The sequence below is a fragment of the Ignavigranum ruoffiae genome (genome assembly GCF_023195815.2).
Taxonomy (GTDB): Bacteria; Bacillota; Bacilli; order Lactobacillales; family Aerococcaceae; genus Ignavigranum; species Ignavigranum ruoffiae.
This window is the reverse complement of sequence record NZ_CP096206.2, coordinates 174,737-192,282: the sequence shown is the minus strand read 5'-3', so window position 1 is coordinate 192,282 and position 17,546 is coordinate 174,737. Positions and strand designations below refer to the sequence as shown.

The window sequence follows — 17,546 nt, the reverse complement described above, 5'->3', positions numbered from 1 at the left end:
CTTTCTAAAGACTGATCCAAGCCGAAAGATAGCCACTCATCCAGAGAAGACCCATTACAATTAATACGAGCCCCGCTAATTGATAAATTCGATGACTGATTGCCTTAAAAGGAGCCAATAAATCCTTAATCGATTGCACTAAATAAGCTGAGAGTACAAAAGGTAAAGCTAAGCCCATACAGAATAGCCCCATCATCAACATCGATTGACCCAAATGATCAGCTGTTAAACTCAGACTTAAGGCGGCTGCTAAATAAGCGCCCACACAAGGTGTCCAACTTAGAGCAAACACCAAACCGAATAAAAAGCTATTCGTTGAAGTATCAAGCCAAGAGGTTAGGGAAGCTAAGCCCTTCGATTTTAACAATCGAGTAGGAAATAATATCGACAAGCCGATCAATATCATCCATAGACCCGCAAAAAAGTTAAGCCAAGACTGATAAGGCAGCAACCAGGAAGCTAGTGAGTATAGCAAACCATTCATTAAGATGAACACTAAACTAAAGCCGATAATAAATAAAAATACTTGACCCATAAATTGTCGCTGAGATTTCGTTTCACCTTGAGCACCAAAATAAGCCAAATATAAAGGAATCATTGGCAGCATACAGGGAGAAATAAAGGTCAAAATCCCTTCTAAAAATATCAGCCAGTAGACCATAACTGTCACCTCCTATCACCCATAAAAAAACCTCGCCGAAGCGAGGCTTCACAGAAATGATTAAGCTTTTCGAGCATCGATATCTGCATATTTAGCTGGTTCATCATCAAATTTCTTAACTACATAAGGACAAATTGGATAGATTTTCTTCCCTTGGGCTTTCATATCCTGATTCAATTCATCCAGAAGTTGACTGGCAACCCCTTGACCTCTTAAGGAGTCTGAAGTATAAGTATGGTCTGCAGCCACAACTTTAGGATCATCTGTGTCTCGGTATGTAATTTCAGCAATCATTTGTCCCTTTTCATTACGAACAACAATCGCATGATCTTCACGTAAAAATTCCATGAAATTTCCTCCTTATTCTATCTTAATGTCATTATACTCCGACTCATCGGTGAATGATAATAATAAGCTTAATCTAACAAATTATCGGAATAAAGCTACTATTGTATTTTGATACATTATCAAAAAACATACAAATAGACTATCCCTTTCTTACTTATCTTGTAGGTAGTATGCTTGATATAATTCTTCTAGTGAGGTCTGTTGATGAATGACATGATCCACCATGATCTGATGATTGATTAATAGATTAATATAAGGACTAGGATCCCCACTTAGCTTCACTCCTTGATCTAACACTTCATAATTTAAGCCCGCATTTTGACTAGCCTGGATGAAACGAGATTGATCGGCTTGTTGTGAGAAGACAAAGATGAGTTGTAATGCTTGTTCTTGATCCAAGAAAACTCGCTCCAATTTTTTATCTTTGATTAAGAAGACTTGGTCTACGAGTTCTTGAACCAAGGCTAAGTTATGAGATGAAATTAAGATGGTTTTACCTTGGTTTCGTAATTTCTCTAAAATACGCTTTAAATCAAGGATACTCGTCGGATCTAGTCCATTAAAAGGTTCATCCATCACGATACACTCAGCTTGATTAATTAAAGCCATAGCAATTAATAAATGCTGTTTCATTCCTAGAGAATAGGTTCCAGTTTTCTTATGCAAATAAGTGTTCATGCCGACTTCTTGACAGACCTCCTCAATGCGTGAGGATTTAATATGATGGACATCCGTTAAAAACTTCAAATGATCATATGCGGTCAGTTGCGGATATAAAATTTGGTAGTCTTGCATATAATAGGCTCGTTGATAGATGCGAATATCTTTATTTAAGTATTTGTCAAAAAATATTTGACCTTGATATTGATCATCCAGATTGAACATCATCCGAATTAATGTTGTCTTCCCGATGCCATTGGGTCCTATCAAACCAATTGAATGTCCGCTCGGAATCGTCGCAGAAAGATTCTCAAAGATACTCTGCTCGCCAAATTTTTTGCTAATATTTTTTAATTGAATTTCCATGATTTCGCGTCCTTTCCCACCGTATTCTGAATGATCCCCAGCCAGCCAAACTCAACAAAATTGACCAAGAAATTAAGACTCCCACACCAGTCAGTGCATTCAATTGGGGAACATTGGCTTGTTGAGCTAGCCAACCATCGGCGATACTAAAGGCATTTAGATATAAGAAAGGGAAATAGCTTATCAAATCGAAAGCAATGAATTGCCGACTTAAATAATATCCGACACAACATAAGACAATGATCAGAGAAACAACAATGAATCGATGCTTCAGCCAAATGGAAAGAAATAAGCCAAAACTTAGCATAAAAAGAACGATCGGAATAAGTAAAATTAAAACACGAAAGACAACTTGCGATATTTCTACCATTTGGAAATACAGGTGACTACCACTCGCATAAATAGCAGGGGAATTGGGGCTTTGCCCCAGCACATTTGGAACAAATTCAGCTACGGGGTAATTAAACTGACCTAGGCCTCCGAAAATCATGGCCAAACCCATGAAGGTTAACATTCCCGTAACTAGTAGCATGAACATGGCAATAATATTGTAGAATAATTTTGACAAATACAAATTTTGTCGCTTTCTGGGTTGAAGAAAAAGAAAATCAAGATGGGGTACAGGGCTGACTTCTTCACTGATTGATGCAAATAAGACGATGAAGAGCAGAACAATTCCGATTAAATGCAGATGATTCTCAAAGAATATATAAAGACTATGAACCATAGAATGATCCCACTGACTCTGTTCGGCTCGATTTCCATAATAGGGATGGTACTGATCTAATAAAAGATTACCCAAAAGTAAAGGTTTCAAATTGTTCTCTTTAATCAATATATTCTGAGCTTGCCCCGCCAATAAAGGTTTCTCTGCTGACCCGTGACCTTGTTTTAGATTCTCTTGTTCGTCGAGATAATAACGTTCGCGAAATTGGATTAAAGTTGTTTGATCAAAATTCCCTTGGTTGAGTTTATCTAATGCTATTTGGTAATAACTTAAGGAATTTTCAAAAGTGCTCTTTATCGACTCAATACTTTCAAAATCGGCAGGATATTGCTCTTGATACCACTCTTTGAAACTCTGCTCCTTATTTTTTCGTTGTTTAAATTCATCATTATACATGGTATGACTCTGCAAATAAATAAGTTCTACTGTATTCGTCATTTCAACAACTTTATCCTGATAATAACTAACTTGATTCTCCAAATAATCACGAAATTCTTCTTCAGCATGCGTGGACTTAAAGTAGATAAAGAGGTAGGCCACTCCTAGGCCAACTAAAAGTATCCACAAGACCCTCTTTACATAAGAATGTCGTAAACGCTTGGTCAATTCAAAGTTAATCCAACTGGGTAGAAAAGTGCAGTGAATCTTCTTTGCCAACTGTTCTTTGCGCTGACGGCTACGATACAAATATTGATAGGTCATCGTTAGAAGCGAAGAATGACTGTAAATCAACCAAATAACGAATACGGACAAACTCTGGCTAATAATTACCCAAGCTTGGACCGAAAGCAGTTGATTGTTTAAATCAAAAAAATATGATAAAGGATTCCAAACGGCTCCTTTAGCAAAATTTTGTAGGATGAAAAGCAGAAGAAACAAGACAATAAAGTTTAAATCCTTAGTTCTGATAAAGCCAGCGAACAATTGGGCGAGCCAAGTCATACCCGTCAGCAGCCCTAGCCAAACTGCCAATTTGACGAGAATTATCTGCCAAACAGGCATAAGTAATGAAGAAAAACGCCCAGACAAAATGATGGGATACCAAAGGAACTTCCAACCTGTCATGGTCAATACAAGACTAGATACGATTGCATAAATAAATACTACGACAGCCATTGCGAGCATAAGCAGGTGTTGATCAAAGCGAATAACTTGTTGGCGCTTAATAGGAGATATCAGTATAAAGTCGAACTGAGGATGCTGAACCCGGTACATCCGGAAAGCAAATAATAACAATATCGCCACTGCCGTGTAAATCCCAAACATCCAGTCAGCAAGTTGAAGGAGGTAATTAACTGAAAGGGTCGGGTAGTCTTCCATTAAGTAGGGAAAATTATAAGCTTGCATTATCTCAGCTCGTTCTTGCTGAATCAATAATTCATCTTGACGATCCCCTAAAATAGGAAAAAATTTGGGTAGATTTTCAATGGATTGGTAAGACTGATAGAGATTAAGAGCCTCGCGCGCAAAAAAATAATTATTCTGATGCAGTTTATTTTTCCATTGCATAAGCGTTTGGTTCGCATCTAAAAGTAGTTGATCATAGCGATCATTAGCATCAAAATCTGGATCGATTTCTTTTTGATAACGGATCATCTCTTGATGCATGTTCAAGGTATCTTGTTCAACTTGTAAATTCTGACTCATTCTTTCATAGGTAAGATCCTCTTGCTGCGAATTATAAACATGTAAGATTAGTGGCATTAATAAAACAGATATGATAAAGACCCAGAGTAATTTATTCTGTATGACCTCTTTCCACAAAAATTTTTTCATCGCCAACCTCCTCCGCTCCTAATGTTTCAATTTTTTACTTATCTTGGCTTAACTTTATATTAAATGGAACGTTTTTTAATTTGTTTGTAATCTTTATTTAATCTAATATTAACATTTATTCTAAACAATACAAGCCTATATTCAATAAAAAAACCTCCGTGACTTTATAAAGCCACAGAGGAGTTCTGCTAGATATTTAATTATTTCTTAGGGTTGGGAACAAGAGAACGTCACGAATGGATTGAGCATCAGTCAATAACATGACTAAGCGGTCAATACCAATTCCAATACCGCCGGTTGGTGGCATGCCATATTCTAAGGCTTCCAAGAAGTCTTCATCTAATGGATGAGCTTCATCATTCCCCGCATCTTTCTCAGCGAGTTGAGATTCGAAACGTTCCCGTTGATCGATGGGGTCGGTTAACTCAGTAAAGGCATTTGCGTATTCATTGCCGACAATAAATAATTCGAACCGATCGGTAAAGCGTGAATCTGCTTCATTCTTCCGTGCCAATGGTGAAACTTCTACCGGATGGCCATAGACAAAGGTCGGTTGAATAAGTTTGTCCTCGCAGAATTCTTCGAAGAAGTTGTTAATAATATGACCGACACTATTGTCATGATCACTTATTTCAACATGATGTTCTTGGGCCAAGGCTTTAGCCTCTTCAAAGGTCATTTCTTGCCAGAAATCAACACCAGTATATTCTTTAATCAAATCAACCATGTGAAGGCGAGCCCAAGGTTCCTCTAAATTAACTTCTTGACCATCATAGGTTAATTTAGCTGTTCCAAGGACTTCTTGAGTAACGGTTCGAATTAAAGACTCAACCAAATCCATACAGTCGGTATAGATTGAATAGGCCGTATAGATTTCAATCGATGTAAATTCTGGATTATGGGTCGTGTCAATCCCTTCATTCCGGAAGATACGCCCCATTTCATAGACTTTCTCCATGCCTCCGACGACCAGACGTTTCAAATGCAATTCGGTCGCTATTCGCATATAAAGTTCCATATCCAAAGCATTGTGATGGGTCACAAATGGGCGCGCAGCTGCTCCCCCTGCTAGATTATGTAAAACAGGTGTTTCAACTTCAAGATAGCCTTGATCATCTAAATACCGACGAATTTCACGAACAATTTTAGACCGCATAATGAATCGTTGATATGACTCTTCATTGGCAATTAAATCTAGATAGCGTTGACGGTAACGTTGTTCCACATTGGTTAGACCATGGTATTTATCTGGTAAAGGACGTAAAGCCTTCGTTAACGGAACAAAATGGCTTACTCGAACAGAAAGTTCACCGGTATTGGTTCTAAACAGATAACCTTCAGCCCCAATAATATCTCCCAAGTCGGCTAACTTATACCATTCGTAATTGTCTTCGCCTACCGTATCTTGACGTACATAAATTTGAATCTTGCCTTGCATATCTTGCAAATGGGCAAAACCAGCCTTACCTTTACCACGCTTAGATACTAAACGACCAGCCACTTTGACATTGATTTTCTCTTGATTTTCGAAGTCATCATGATCATAGGATTCATATTGATCAAAAATATCTTGAGAAAGGTGAGTCCGTTCAAAACCTGAATCAAAAGGTTGCACATCTTGATGATCGAACATGGCCTGCATTTTCTCACGTCTTACGATAAGTTGGTCATTAAGTTGTTCTAATTGGTCAGCATGTTGTCTGTCTGTCATCTTGTCACTCCTATATCTTAATCCCTTTCATTCTAGCTTATTCTGTGTCGTTTGTCATACCTATTTCAGATTTTTATTTATATTTTTATGAATATTGACCTTCCGCCTACATTAAAGCTTAAAATTTGCGGTTAACTCGCTTGGTCCTGGCGTCGTTGCCGATGAAGACGGCGTTTCTTGTCCGCAGCCTCAGCCTGATCGGCAAATTCATTTAGCATATCAATCACCACTTGCGAAGATTCTGTTTCATTGATAGCTACTTTGACTTTGGAAGACCGGGGAATTCCTTTAAGATAATAATGGGCCTGAGTTCTGAATTCCCGGGTAGCTTCGCGGTCCCCCTTCAGAGCTACTAATCGATGCAAGTGTTCAATCGCTACATCAATCTTGTCTCGTGGACTCATTGCTGGTAGCTCCTCACCCGTCTCTAAATAATGAACCATCTGTTTAACCACCCAAGGATTACCGAGAGCAGCCCGACCGACCATTACTCCGTCCACACCAGTTTCTGCTAATAATTGCTTTGCTTGTTGGGGCGTTCGAACATCGCCATTCCCGACAAAAGGAATCCCCTTGACGTGTGAAGCAACTTCCGCCAGAATATCCCAATTCGCCTTACCTTCATACATTTGAACTCGCGTTCGACCATGCATAGCAATCATTGATACACCCGCTTCTTGTGCAGCCAGGGCATTCTCCACTGCATAGAGATGGTCATCATCCCAGCCGGTCCGCATCTTGACCGTGACGGGCTTATCAATCGCTGAAACTACCGCATGAACCATTTCATAGACCTTATTAGGGTCAAGTAACCAGCGAGCACCAGCTTCCGCCTTAATCACCTTGTTGACCGGGCAACCCATATTAATATCAATAATGGCAGCTTCAGTATTCTCAGCCACGTATTTAGCCGCTTCGACCAAGGTATCTTTATTGCCACCCATAATTTGAATACTTAGTGGATACTCGTTCTCGGCAATATGAAGCATGGACAAGGTTTTCTTATTCCGATATTGGATGCCCTTATCAGAAATCATCTCACAGACAACGAGACCCGCACCAAATTGTTTGACAATCGTCCGAAAAGCGGCGTTAGAGACACCGGCCATGGGCGCCACAACAATTGGATTATCAATTTGAATGTCTCCTATTTTAAACATCGGCTGATCCTGCTTTCTTGTGAGCTAGAATTGCTTCCAATTCTTCTTTAGAGAATTGATAAGCCGTTTTGCAATAATGGCAGACTGTTTCAGCTCCTTGGTCTTCATCAATCATAGCTTGCAAGTCTTCAACACTTAACAAACTTAAGGCTTGGCCAAATTTCTCCTTACTACAAGGACACGAGAAAGCAACTTCTTGTTGGTCCAAGATCTGATAATCTCCTTGAGGCGAAAGAATCTGTAACAATTCAGTCAAAGGATCTTCACTTTCAAAGATAGGAGCTAATTGTCCTAAGGATTCAATGGCTGTTTCCAGACTTTGAATGGTTTCTTCTTGAGCGTCCGGCATGACTTGGACCATAAAACCACCGGCTACTTGGACCGATTCATCGGGATTGACCAAGACGCTGAGCCCAATCGAAGATGGGGTTTGTTCGGACACCGCCATATAGTAAGTGAAATCCTCGCCCAGTTCGCCACTGATTAAATTCACTTGGCCGACAAAGGCTTTCTCGCCAGCCATTTGTTTCTTAACACTAAGTACGCCAGGTAAACCAATGGCACCTGCCACATCTAATTTACCCGCCTTATTTAAAGGTAAAGCAACTTCTGGATTGTTCAAATAACCTCTGACATGACCTTGGCCATCGGTCTCAGCTACAATCCGACCAACTGGCCCCTCACCTTCAATCATGACAGAGACTTGTCCTCTATCTTTAAGGTTAGAACCTAGTAATAATGTGGCAACTAGGGTTCGGCCGAAGGCAGCTGTGGCCGTATGCCACGTCCCATGAATTTGAGCAGCTTGGCGAACGGTTTCACTCGCTTCCACCACAATAATTCTTACTTCTTTGTTATAAGCTAATATTTTACTTAGTCGATCAGTCATTGGATCCCTCCTCTAAGAATGTGCTTGCTCTTTCTTATTGGCAAGACTTTGTCATTTGCATTTCATTCATAAATAGTAAAAATGACACTGAAGTCTTGGTATTTACCCCAGTGTCATTCTATCGAATTCAAAAAAATTATTCTACTTCTTCATCTTCGGCTGCTGAGGAATCAGGATCCGACTGGATGACTTGATTAGCATCCGTATCGCTTTGCGGATCAGTTTGCTCATCTTCAGCTTTCTCTTTGGCTTGTTCGAACGTATCAGCTTGTTCAATTGCCTCTGCTTGATCGGTCGGTTCCTTAGGCATCTCTCCCGTCTCAAAGAGTGATTTAATTTCTGGCGCATCTAAGGTTTCAACTTCGAGAAGTTTCTCAGCAATGGTATTTAATTGTTCACGGTGCTCATTGATGATTCGATGAGCTTCCTGATGAGCTTCATTCATAATTCGCCGAACTTCTTCATCAATCTCATAAGCAGAACGTTCTGAATAAGTTAATTGATTACCAAATTGACGTCCATTCAGATCTTGACTGTAGCCACCATATTGAATGGTACCCAATTTTTCCGACATTCCATATTCAGTAACCATGGAACGGACGATTTGAGTAGCTTGTTGGAAGTCATTGCTGGCTCCGGTCGACTGACTGTTAAAGACGATTTCTTCAGAGACACGGCCACCTAAGAGACCAACCACTTGTTCGAAGAGTTCTTTGTAAGTGACAATATATTGATCTTCTTTCGGTAACATAATGGCATAACCACCAGCCCGGCCCCGAGGAACAATGGTAACCTTGTGAACGACTCGGGCGTCACTTAACACCATGCCAACCACAGTATGACCTGCTTCATGATAAGCCACGGTCTTCCGTTGAACTTCAGACATCTTTTTATCCGCCTTGGCAGGACCGGCAATCACCCGGTCATGGGCTTCGTCAACATCGGCAGGTGTAATTTCATTTCGATTGAAACGAGCCGCTAATAAAGCCGCTTCATTTAACAGGTTCTCTAAGTCAGCCCCAGAGAAACCTGGAGTTTGTTGGGCAATTAACTTCAAGTTAACATTCTTCGCTAATTGTTTATTGCGGGCATGAACTCGTAAGATAGCTTCACGACCTTTAACGTCAGGATTACCCACTAGAATTTGTCGGTCAAAACGACCTGGACGTAAGAGGGCTGGGTCTAAGACATCAGCACGGTTCGTTGCCGCCATCACAATGACCCCTTCATTCCCTTCAAATCCATCCATCTCTACAAGCAATTGGTTTAAGGTTTGTTCGCGTTCATCGTGGCCTCCACCCATACCAATTCCCCGTGAACGACCTACCGCATCAATCTCATCGATAAAGATAATTGCCGGGGCTTCTTTCTTAGCATTCTCAAAGAGATCACGAACACGAGATGCACCGACACCGACGAACATCTCAACGAATTCTGACCCAGAAATTGAGAAGAATGGGACACCGGCTTCTCCGGCAACAGCTTTTGCTAGTAATGTCTTACCAGTCCCTGGAGGGCCTTCAAGCAAGACTCCGGCCGGAATCCGGGCTCCTAATTTTGTAAAGCGGGCAGGCGCTTTTAAGAATTCTACAATCTCAACCAACTCTTGTTTTTCTTCTTCGGCACCAGCAACGTCATCAAAGCGAACTTTGACATTCTCTTCAGTTTGCACTTTAGTCTTGGCTTTACCAAAGTTCATGACACCTTTACCACCGCCGCCACCTTGGGACATCATGGTATACATTAAGAAGAAAGTAGGCACTAATAAAATTAGGAATGGTAACATATTCAACCACATACCGACACTAGACTCTGGTAGAGTCTTCATCACCGTATTGGATTGGCTCGCCAATTCAGTGACTTTGGCCAGCGTGGCATCGTTTCCTAAGATTTGGGCTTTAAATTTCTGTTTAGGACTATCTGAAGATTGGAAGACATCAAGGAAATCTGCATTCTTATTGTCTTTATTATTGGAAGATGAGTTGCGATCCTTATATTCCCCAGTCACCACATAAGCGCCAGAGCCAATTTGGATTTCGAAATTCTTAATGGAGCCCTCTTCAAGTTTTTTAAAGAATTGACTGGAATTAATTTCTTCAGTACGACCACTTTGACCAATATTTCCTGAGAATAATTGGACTAAACCAAGTAGGGCTAGAAATAATAGGATATATGATAAAGTGCCCTTAAAAACCGGTCGTTTTGGTTTTTTGTTCATCTTTGAACCTCCTTTTGACTATCTTTGATGATTACAACATAATAACACATTTTGCTTCATCTGGGTAAAAAAATTGCTTACTGTTTATGAATTATATACTTCTTCTTTTAAAACGCCGATATAAGGTAAATTACGATATTTTTGTTTATAGTCAAGGCCATAACCTACCAAGAATTTATCAGGGACTTGAATACCCACATAATCTGGGACTAAATCTTTAAAAATTCGTCGCTCAGGCTTATCCAGCAAAGTACAAATTTTGATTGAAGCTGCACCGCGATATTCAAATAACTCGGTCAGATATTGCAAGGTCCGACCTGTATCAATAATATCTTCAACGATCAAGAGATGTTTACCTTTAATTTGGGTATCCAAATCTTTAACAATCCGCACTTCTCCAGATGATTCAAAGGCATCACCGTATGATGAGACATCCATAAAATCAATATCTACATATAAATCCATGGCGCGGATAATGTCTGCCATAAATATAGCAGCACCGCGTAATATCCCAATAACTACCACTTCTTTTCCGGCATAATCTTCAGTCAATTGTTTGCCCAAGGCTTGGATGGCTGTTTGAATTTCTTCGGGTGTTACCAGAATTTCTTTAATATCTTTCTCCAACATCATTTTATCTCCTTTAAATCTATCTTGTTCATTATCTTATCATAAGTCCGTGAATTTCGGCGTCTTTTTTTGATATAGAATGGAATGGGTAATTTCTTGATCAGAATCAATCGTCCGATAAAATCCTTTCAGAATGCCGACAATCCATAGAACTTTTTGTGAGGAGTCACAGACTAACCAAGCCTGGTCTCGGTCACTTTGAACCACCTTCTGGTCAATGAATACGCGACGTATTTTCTTGGTAAACACCCGACCGCTACTATCTTGTTTTTGGATCTGATCACCAGCTTGTCGATGGCGTACATAGAAATCCGCGATTTCACCCGGTTCAAGTTTTAAATGATAAACTAAAGTTTCGCCTTTAGCAACTTCCTCGGTCACTTGATCTTGCTCAAAGATACCGATGACCTCATTCTCACTGATCGCTTGCCATTGGTTCAGTACATTCAAATGAAAAACTTGCGTATCCGATAAAGATTGGTCGTCAACGGGTACGATCTTGAGCAAGTCATATTGACGAATTGCTTGCCAGCCTTGACCTAAATCAATTCGGCCATTGGGTTTAGTCAGTGACCGCATCAGAAGTTCTATTTGATCAATATTTTGTTGGCTATACTCAGGTAACTTATGGACTATTCTTTCTTCAAAGGCAATCCTTAAATAAATCCCCAGGCTGGCCTGACTTAAAGACAACCAAGCTGGTAGCATTAAGGTCCAGCCTCCTACTCGATTAGGCAGGATTAATTGCGGTTCAAGGGCTAGAAAATTCTCATAATGAGCCTGATAGGCCTGTTGATAGACCTTCGCAAATTGGTCAAAATGCTGTAAGTATTGAGGATTCTCTCTTTGAAAGCGGGGAAGAATCTGCTGACGAAGTCGATTCCTAAAATAGGCATCACTCTGATTACTTTCATCCTCCGCATAGGGGACCTGATCAGCCAAAGCATACTGATATAGAGCTTCCTTGTCAATGCTTAAGAAAGGCCGGTAGATTTTTAGCCAATAAGGTGTTTTCAAATCCAAATTAAGGCAACGCGACTGAATTTCACGGATTCCTTGCCAACCCTTGTAGCTACTGCCTCGAATTAAACGCATTAAAAGAGTTTCCGTTTGATCGTTTAGGTGATGAGCAGTCAATAAAATGCGGGTTTGATTAGCGCGACAAACCCGAGCTAAGAAAGCATAACGAGCCTGCCGAGCTAAGGCTTCCACATTCTTGGCTTGTGGTTGCTGCCACTCTTCAACAAAATAAGGCAAACCCAAATGCTCGCAGTAATCCATGACCAGCTTCATATCTCGATCACTGGTGGGGCGTAAGCGATGATTGAAATGGGCCACCACACACTGACTTTGATTGAATTCATCTTCGGTCAGAATCTTGGCTGTGGCACTTAAGAGAACCATGGAATCCACGCCACCAGAAACCGCCAACACCCAGGTTGCCTGCTTATAATCTAATTGATATTGGCGTAACTTTTGTCGCAAAGTCTCTTCTACTACTGACACCGGATTCCCCTCCTTAATGACTGGATTCACTCACTTTTCCTGAAAAAAAAGGAAACCCGATCAAGGTTTCCAGAATAATCTTGAACTTATGGGTTTAGCCACGACGCCCGCCACGGCCACCGCGTTTACCTTCGGTACTCTTCTTTAAGGAGGTCAAACGATCTTCACTTTCCTTTAAGAATTGGCTCATCATCGCATCGAAGTCATCATTTTTATGGCTTGACTGATGATCATGTTTGAAATCTGCCTTATAAGAATTCTTAAAGGCTGGCTTCTTGTTTTGGAACTTTGCATTGTCATGGCGACCAGTGTTTCTTGGCTTTTGTTCGCTTTCATTGGCTTGTCGGATGGATAAATTAATCTTACCGTCAGGAGTCATTTTAAGGACTTTGACCGTTACATTATCCCCAACACTCAATAAATCATTAATATCTTTGACAAAACCATCTGCGACTTCACTGATATGTACCAAGCCTGATTTATTATCAGGTAAGGCCACGAAAGCCCCAAAATTGGTAATCCCTGTTACTGTGCCTTCAACCTTCTGTCCAACTTCAATTGACATATAAAAATGTCTCCTCCTTGATTCCTTATTTATTTAATTAATAATTTACGCTACTTTCTTCCTCCGGCAGTACAAAAATTATTTCCCCATCTTTGGAATAATAATAGTCACGTCGGGCAATTTCTTCCAGATATTCTGGATCATTAAACTTCTGATATTCTCTTTGGATCAAGCGATTATTCTCAACAGCCTGACGATTCTCAGCCTGCGCTTGTTGATAAACCTCTTGATTCGCTTGCATTTGATTGTAAGACTGATAAAGAGGGATGCCAACAATTAGAAGCATTACTAAACAAAGACCCGTAACCATCATGGTTTGCCCTGAAAAGGAACGTTTAGCGGGTTTTGAACCATTTGTTCTATCTTGGTCGTCTATCAGACGTTGGTTCTTATTTGGATATTGATAAGTGTTCATGGTTTGCTTCATTCTATCCCTCCTACTCTTTGAAAGTATATCAATAATTGCCTTTAATTTCTACTATATTCCTCATTAAACTGTTATTTTAGCCTCAGTTAATCCGCTGGATTCACAAATTCTTCGCGAATGACTTCATACATCTTAGCGGCATCCTCTTTCTTAGAGGATTCTAACAACTCCAATACTCTAACTTGTAAGTGGCGATTGCCGAATTTAATCAGTAAGTCATCACCCGGCTTAACTTGGCTAGAAGATTTAGCTGTCTGACCATTGATTTCAATCCGGCCTTGGTCGGCGACTTCTTTTGCCACTGTTCGACGTTTAATCAAACGAGAAACTTTCAAAAACTTATCGAGACGCATGGTCTATTTCCTCCTTTTTATTGATTAATTGATCCATTGTTTGACTGAGTTTGATCAGATAGTTGAGCCATTGGTCAGCGGCCTGCTGATAAATATCTAAGGTTAACTTAATTTGGTCATGGACCACTTGAACTTGAGCCTTTAAAGGGATGTCCTGTAAGGCTTGGAAAATCATCGGTCCCTTAAAGAACGCACTCGCTTCTTTTGTTAAATAAATAGTAAGTTGGCGCCGATTGGTTTCAATCTTCTCCAAGCCTATTCGCTGACCATAGCTACGAATTAAAGCAATATCTAATAAGTTAGCTACCTCATCAGGATATTCACCAAATCGGTCAATCAACTGATCCTGCATGTGACGATAGGTTTCTGGGCCATTAATTTTTTGGATAGATTGATAAATTGCAATCTTTTGCTGCTCATCTTCAATATAAGTCGCCGGTAAATATGCTTCGATATCAATATTCCATTCAATCGATGAGACGGGCTCCTTAAATCTTGGCTGTGAGTCAGCTTGTTTGCGTCGATTCACTGCTTCTTGGAGCATTTGGGCGTACATTTCATAACCGACAGAGTCGATAAAACCGGACTGCTGTTGGCCTAACAAGTTACCTGCCCCCCGAATTGATAAATCACGCATAGCTATCTTAAAGCTTGAGCCTAATTCAGTAAATTCTTTAATCGCATTTAATCGCTTCTCGCTAACTTCGGTCAATTGTTTCAGTGGCGAATACATCAGGTAGGCATAAGCGACTCGATGGGTCCGACCCACCCGTCCCCGTAACTGATACAAGGTAGATAAGCCCATCTTGTCAGCATTCTCAACAAATAAGGTATTGGCATTCGGAATATCAACACCTGTTTCAATAATCGTGGTCGTTACTAGGACATCATACTGGCCTTCGATAAAATCTAATAAGACTAATTCCAACTCGGTCTCACTCATCTGACCGTGAGCCACAGCTATACGCGCTTCAGGGACCAAATCAGCTAATTCTTGAGCCCGGTGATAGATCGAGGCTACCCGGTTATAAAGATAGAAGACTTGACCTCCCCGTTCAATTTCTCGCTCAATGGCTGACTTTATCGCACCTTCATTCTGTTCCATGACATAGGTTTGGACAGGGAAGCGATTGTTAGGCGGTGTCTCAATCAAAGACAAGTCTCGGATGCCAATCATTGACATATGCAGGGTTCGGGGAATTGGCGTCGCCGTCAAGGTTAGCACATCGACCTGGGCTTTTAACTGCTTCAAGCGTTCCTTATGTTTGACGCCGAAACGTTGTTCCTCATCGACGATTAAAAGTCCTAAGTCATGGAACTGAACATCTTTCGACAGCAAGCGATGGGTTCCAATCACAATAGAAATGGCCCCGTCTTTAATTTTATTCAGGGTTTCCTTTTGTTGACTGGCAGGGACAAAACGACTTAAGAGACCGATTTCAAAAGGCCAGGGTTGAAAACGTTCTACTAAAGAGTGGTAATGTTGTTGGGCCAGAATGGTCGTGGGTACAAGGAAGGCGACTTGCTTACCATCCATCACAGCTTTAAAAATAGCCCGCATGGCTACCTCGGTCTTGCCATAACCTACGTCACCAACTAATAAGCGATCCATCGGTCTGACTTTTTCCATATCTGCTTTAATTTCTTGACTGGAGGTCAATTGATCTTCGGTTTCAACATAAGGAAAGGCTGCTTCAAATTCATCTTGTTCTGGGGTATCTGGGGAAAAGGCATAACCTTTCTCTGCTTGACGTTTGGCATATAATTCGATCAATTCATCCGCAATATCTTCGACAGAGGCTTGAACTTTCTGCTTGGTCCTTACCCATTCTGTCCCACCTAATTTATGCACTTTAGGTTGCTTATGTTCCGATCCCACATACTTTTGTAAGAGGTCAATTTGTTCGACCGGAATCATAACTCGGGCTTGATCTTGATACTCAATGACTAAAAGATCCTTATGAATCCCATTAATGACCATGGTCTCTAGCCCCTTATATTGGCCGATACCATGGGCAATATGTACGACATAGTCGCCCTCTTTTAACTCATTGTATGACTTAATCCGCTCAGCATTGGAAAGGTTCTTATTGCGAATCCTGGCTTGCCGACTTTTCTTATAAAGGTCTTGACTACTAATCAGAACATACTTATCTAGCGGCAACTCAAATCCTTTACTTAAATCGCCTAGGGTAATATTAACGACCTTAGGATTTAAACCGCCTTTGTCTTGAATTAAGACAGGTTCAATGTCATTCTCTTTTAATCGTTGTAAGGTATGACGAGCTTCACTTAAATCTTTGGCTAGAATTTGGATGGTCACACCTTGATGCAGCCAATGATCAACTTCCGTCTTCAATAAGGCCATTTGATTATAGAAAGGATTCATCGGTCGATAATGGACATGGTGGAATCCTGAGAAGCGCATGTCGCCAAACCCTCTTTGCATCAAAGCTAAATGTAAAGAGAACCTTGGAAAATTTCTGATTAATTCGACGGAAGAATGCTTTATTTCCAAATTAGGTAAAATACGTCCCTTTACAATTTCCTGTTCCAACCAGAATGCATTCTCTTGATCCATTCGTGCTTCATAATCAGCTAATTTAGCAAATTCGTCGACAATCAACAGGCCCTCTGTCGGTAAATAATCTAAGAGGCTGGCCGGCTTGGCATAAATCCAAGACAAATAGGCTTGCGGATAAGTCAAGCCATTCCCATGTTCTAATAGCTGGCTTTCATGTTGATAAGCCTTGCTAAGTTGATCCTTCAAATCTTTATCTTTAACCTTGCGTAGATATTTATCAACTTCTCGCTTGAAGCGATCCAGCAAGCTGGCTTCTTGGTCTTGAGTCAATAAGACATCAGTCGCTGGCATCAAGATGGTTTCTTCTATATTATCTAGAGATTCCTGACTTTCCGCATCAAAATAGCGAATCCCATCCAATTCTGTATCAAAGAAATCCAAACGAATCGGATTATCCTCATTTAATGGGAAGTAGTCGATAATCCCGCCACGAACACTAAATTCACCTGGAGCTAGGACCATTTTTTGTCGTTGGTAGCCAAATAAATTAAGTTGCTCAATTAAGGCCTCGATTTCATAATCCTGACCGACCTGTAAATTAAGTAATTCTCCTTGCCAGTCCTTGGCTGGCGACAACTGCTTGCGTAAACCAGAGGGAGTACTAATCACAATACCAGCCTGATGATTCACCAAGAGATTCAAGGCGGCCACCCGTTCGGCCACACTATCTAAAGAAGACTGAGAAAATTCAGCCGCCAAAGCTTCCTCTACGGGAAAGGTTATAATTGGATAATCTACTAAGACATGTTGCAGGTCATCCTGAAGCATCTGTAATTTCTGCAAGTTACTCTCAATAATCAAAAAAGGACGCGGATTTTCTTTAAAGACTTGCGCAATGAGTAGAGCTCGTGCGCTGTCATCAATCCCCGTCACTAAATAAGGTAAGGACGCTTTATTGTTTTGTTCAATGGCTTGAACAATATTGCGAAATGGTTGCTGTAAATAAGTAAAGCCCATACATCCTC

The 17,546-nt window shown here is 40.6% G+C and carries 14 protein-coding genes; all 14 read right to left on the bottom strand.

Annotated features, from left to right (window positions below; genetic code table 11):
* Positions 1-4: 4 nt before the first annotated feature.
* Positions 5-661 (bottom strand): cytochrome c biogenesis CcdA family protein, encoded by a 657-nt coding sequence (locus M0R79_RS00895; RefSeq protein WP_092571574.1) that lies wholly within the window; start codon positions 659-661, stop codon positions 5-7.
* 60 nt (positions 662-721) lie between these two features.
* Positions 722-1,009 (bottom strand): GNAT family N-acetyltransferase, encoded by a 288-nt coding sequence (locus M0R79_RS00890; RefSeq protein WP_248416812.1) that lies wholly within the window; start codon positions 1,007-1,009, stop codon positions 722-724.
* A 150-nt stretch (positions 1,010-1,159) separates the two neighbouring features.
* Positions 1,160-2,035 carry an ABC transporter ATP-binding protein gene (locus M0R79_RS00885; RefSeq protein WP_248416813.1) on the bottom strand — a complete coding sequence of 292 codons (876 nt, stop codon included), beginning with the start codon at positions 2,033-2,035 and terminating at the stop codon, positions 1,160-1,162.
* Positions 2,010-4,538, bottom strand: coding sequence for an ABC-2 family transporter permease (locus tag M0R79_RS00880; RefSeq protein ID WP_248416814.1), 2,529 nt, complete (start codon positions 4,536-4,538; stop codon positions 2,010-2,012). Before M0R79_RS00880 ends, M0R79_RS00885 begins: the two co-directional genes overlap by 26 nt.
* A 196-nt stretch (positions 4,539-4,734) precedes the next feature.
* Entirely contained in the window at positions 4,735-6,249 is a 1,515-nt protein-coding gene (gene lysS / locus M0R79_RS00875) for a lysine--tRNA ligase (protein ID WP_248416815.1), read from the bottom strand.
* 131 nt (positions 6,250-6,380) lie between these two features.
* On the bottom strand, positions 6,381-7,409 hold the full coding sequence (dusB, locus tag M0R79_RS00870) for a tRNA dihydrouridine synthase DusB (RefSeq protein WP_248416816.1): 1,029 nt from the start codon (positions 7,407-7,409) through the stop codon (positions 6,381-6,383).
* Positions 7,402-8,298, bottom strand: coding sequence for an Hsp33 family molecular chaperone HslO (gene hslO, locus M0R79_RS00865; protein WP_248416817.1), 897 nt, complete (start codon positions 8,296-8,298; stop codon positions 7,402-7,404). Before hslO ends, dusB begins: the two co-directional genes overlap by 8 nt.
* A gap of 136 nt (positions 8,299-8,434) precedes the next feature.
* Complete coding sequence (ftsH, locus tag M0R79_RS00860; RefSeq protein ID WP_092571588.1) at positions 8,435-10,516, bottom strand: ATP-dependent zinc metalloprotease FtsH; 2,082 nt, start codon at positions 10,514-10,516, stop codon at positions 8,435-8,437.
* An 84-nt stretch (positions 10,517-10,600) separates the two neighbouring features.
* A complete protein-coding gene (gene hpt / locus M0R79_RS00855; RefSeq protein WP_092571590.1) occupies positions 10,601-11,146 on the bottom strand; it encodes a hypoxanthine phosphoribosyltransferase in 546 nt (181 codons plus the stop codon).
* Between the two features lie 39 nt (positions 11,147-11,185).
* Entirely contained in the window at positions 11,186-12,652 is a 1,467-nt protein-coding gene (tilS, locus tag M0R79_RS00850) for a tRNA lysidine(34) synthetase TilS (protein ID WP_248416818.1), read from the bottom strand.
* A 94-nt stretch (positions 12,653-12,746) separates the two neighbouring features.
* Complete coding sequence (locus M0R79_RS00845; protein WP_092571594.1) at positions 12,747-13,217, bottom strand: S1 domain-containing RNA-binding protein; 471 nt, start codon at positions 13,215-13,217, stop codon at positions 12,747-12,749.
* 37 nt (positions 13,218-13,254) lie between these two features.
* Positions 13,255-13,644 (bottom strand): FtsB family cell division protein, encoded by a 390-nt coding sequence (locus M0R79_RS00840; RefSeq protein ID WP_248416819.1) that lies wholly within the window; start codon positions 13,642-13,644, stop codon positions 13,255-13,257.
* Positions 13,645-13,730: 86 nt separating this feature from the next.
* Entirely contained in the window at positions 13,731-13,997 is a 267-nt protein-coding gene (locus M0R79_RS00835) for an RNA-binding S4 domain-containing protein (RefSeq protein ID WP_248416820.1), read from the bottom strand.
* A complete protein-coding gene (mfd, locus tag M0R79_RS00830; protein WP_248416821.1) occupies positions 13,984-17,538 on the bottom strand; it encodes a transcription-repair coupling factor in 3,555 nt (1,184 codons plus the stop codon). Before mfd ends, M0R79_RS00835 begins: the two co-directional genes overlap by 14 nt.
* Positions 17,539-17,546: the final 8 nt, after the last annotated feature.

Excerpts from the sequence above, each read along its gene's own strand:
- M0R79_RS00895 (WP_092571574.1), bottom strand. The coding sequence starts at position 661 with ATGGTCTACTGGCTGATATTTTTAGAAGGGATTTTGACCTTTATTTCT.
- M0R79_RS00890 (WP_248416812.1), bottom strand. The coding sequence starts at position 1,009 with ATGGAATTTTTACGTGAAGATCATGCGATTGTTGTTCGTAATGAAAAG.
- M0R79_RS00885 (WP_248416813.1), bottom strand. The coding sequence starts at position 2,035 with ATGGAAATTCAATTAAAAAATATTAGCAAAAAATTTGGCGAGCAGAGT.
- M0R79_RS00880 (WP_248416814.1), bottom strand. The coding sequence starts at position 4,538 with ATGAAAAAATTTTTGTGGAAAGAGGTCATACAGAATAAATTACTCTGG.
- lysS (WP_248416815.1), bottom strand. The coding sequence starts at position 6,249 with ATGACAGACAGACAACATGCTGACCAATTAGAACAACTTAATGACCAA.
- dusB (WP_248416816.1), bottom strand. The coding sequence starts at position 7,409 with ATGTTTAAAATAGGAGACATTCAAATTGATAATCCAATTGTTGTGGCG.
- hslO (WP_248416817.1), bottom strand. The coding sequence starts at position 8,298 with ATGACTGATCGACTAAGTAAAATATTAGCTTATAACAAAGAAGTAAGA.
- ftsH (WP_092571588.1), bottom strand. The coding sequence starts at position 10,516 with ATGAACAAAAAACCAAAACGACCGGTTTTTAAGGGCACTTTATCATAT.
- hpt (WP_092571590.1), bottom strand. The coding sequence starts at position 11,146 with ATGTTGGAGAAAGATATTAAAGAAATTCTGGTAACACCCGAAGAAATT.
- M0R79_RS00845 (WP_092571594.1), bottom strand. The coding sequence starts at position 13,217 with ATGTCAATTGAAGTTGGACAGAAGGTTGAAGGCACAGTAACAGGGATT.
- M0R79_RS00840 (WP_248416819.1), bottom strand. The coding sequence starts at position 13,644 with ATGAAGCAAACCATGAACACTTATCAATATCCAAATAAGAACCAACGT.
- M0R79_RS00835 (WP_248416820.1), bottom strand. The coding sequence starts at position 13,997 with ATGCGTCTCGATAAGTTTTTGAAAGTTTCTCGTTTGATTAAACGTCGA.
- mfd (WP_248416821.1), bottom strand. The coding sequence starts at position 17,538 with ATGGGCTTTACTTATTTACAGCAACCATTTCGCAATATTGTTCAAGCC.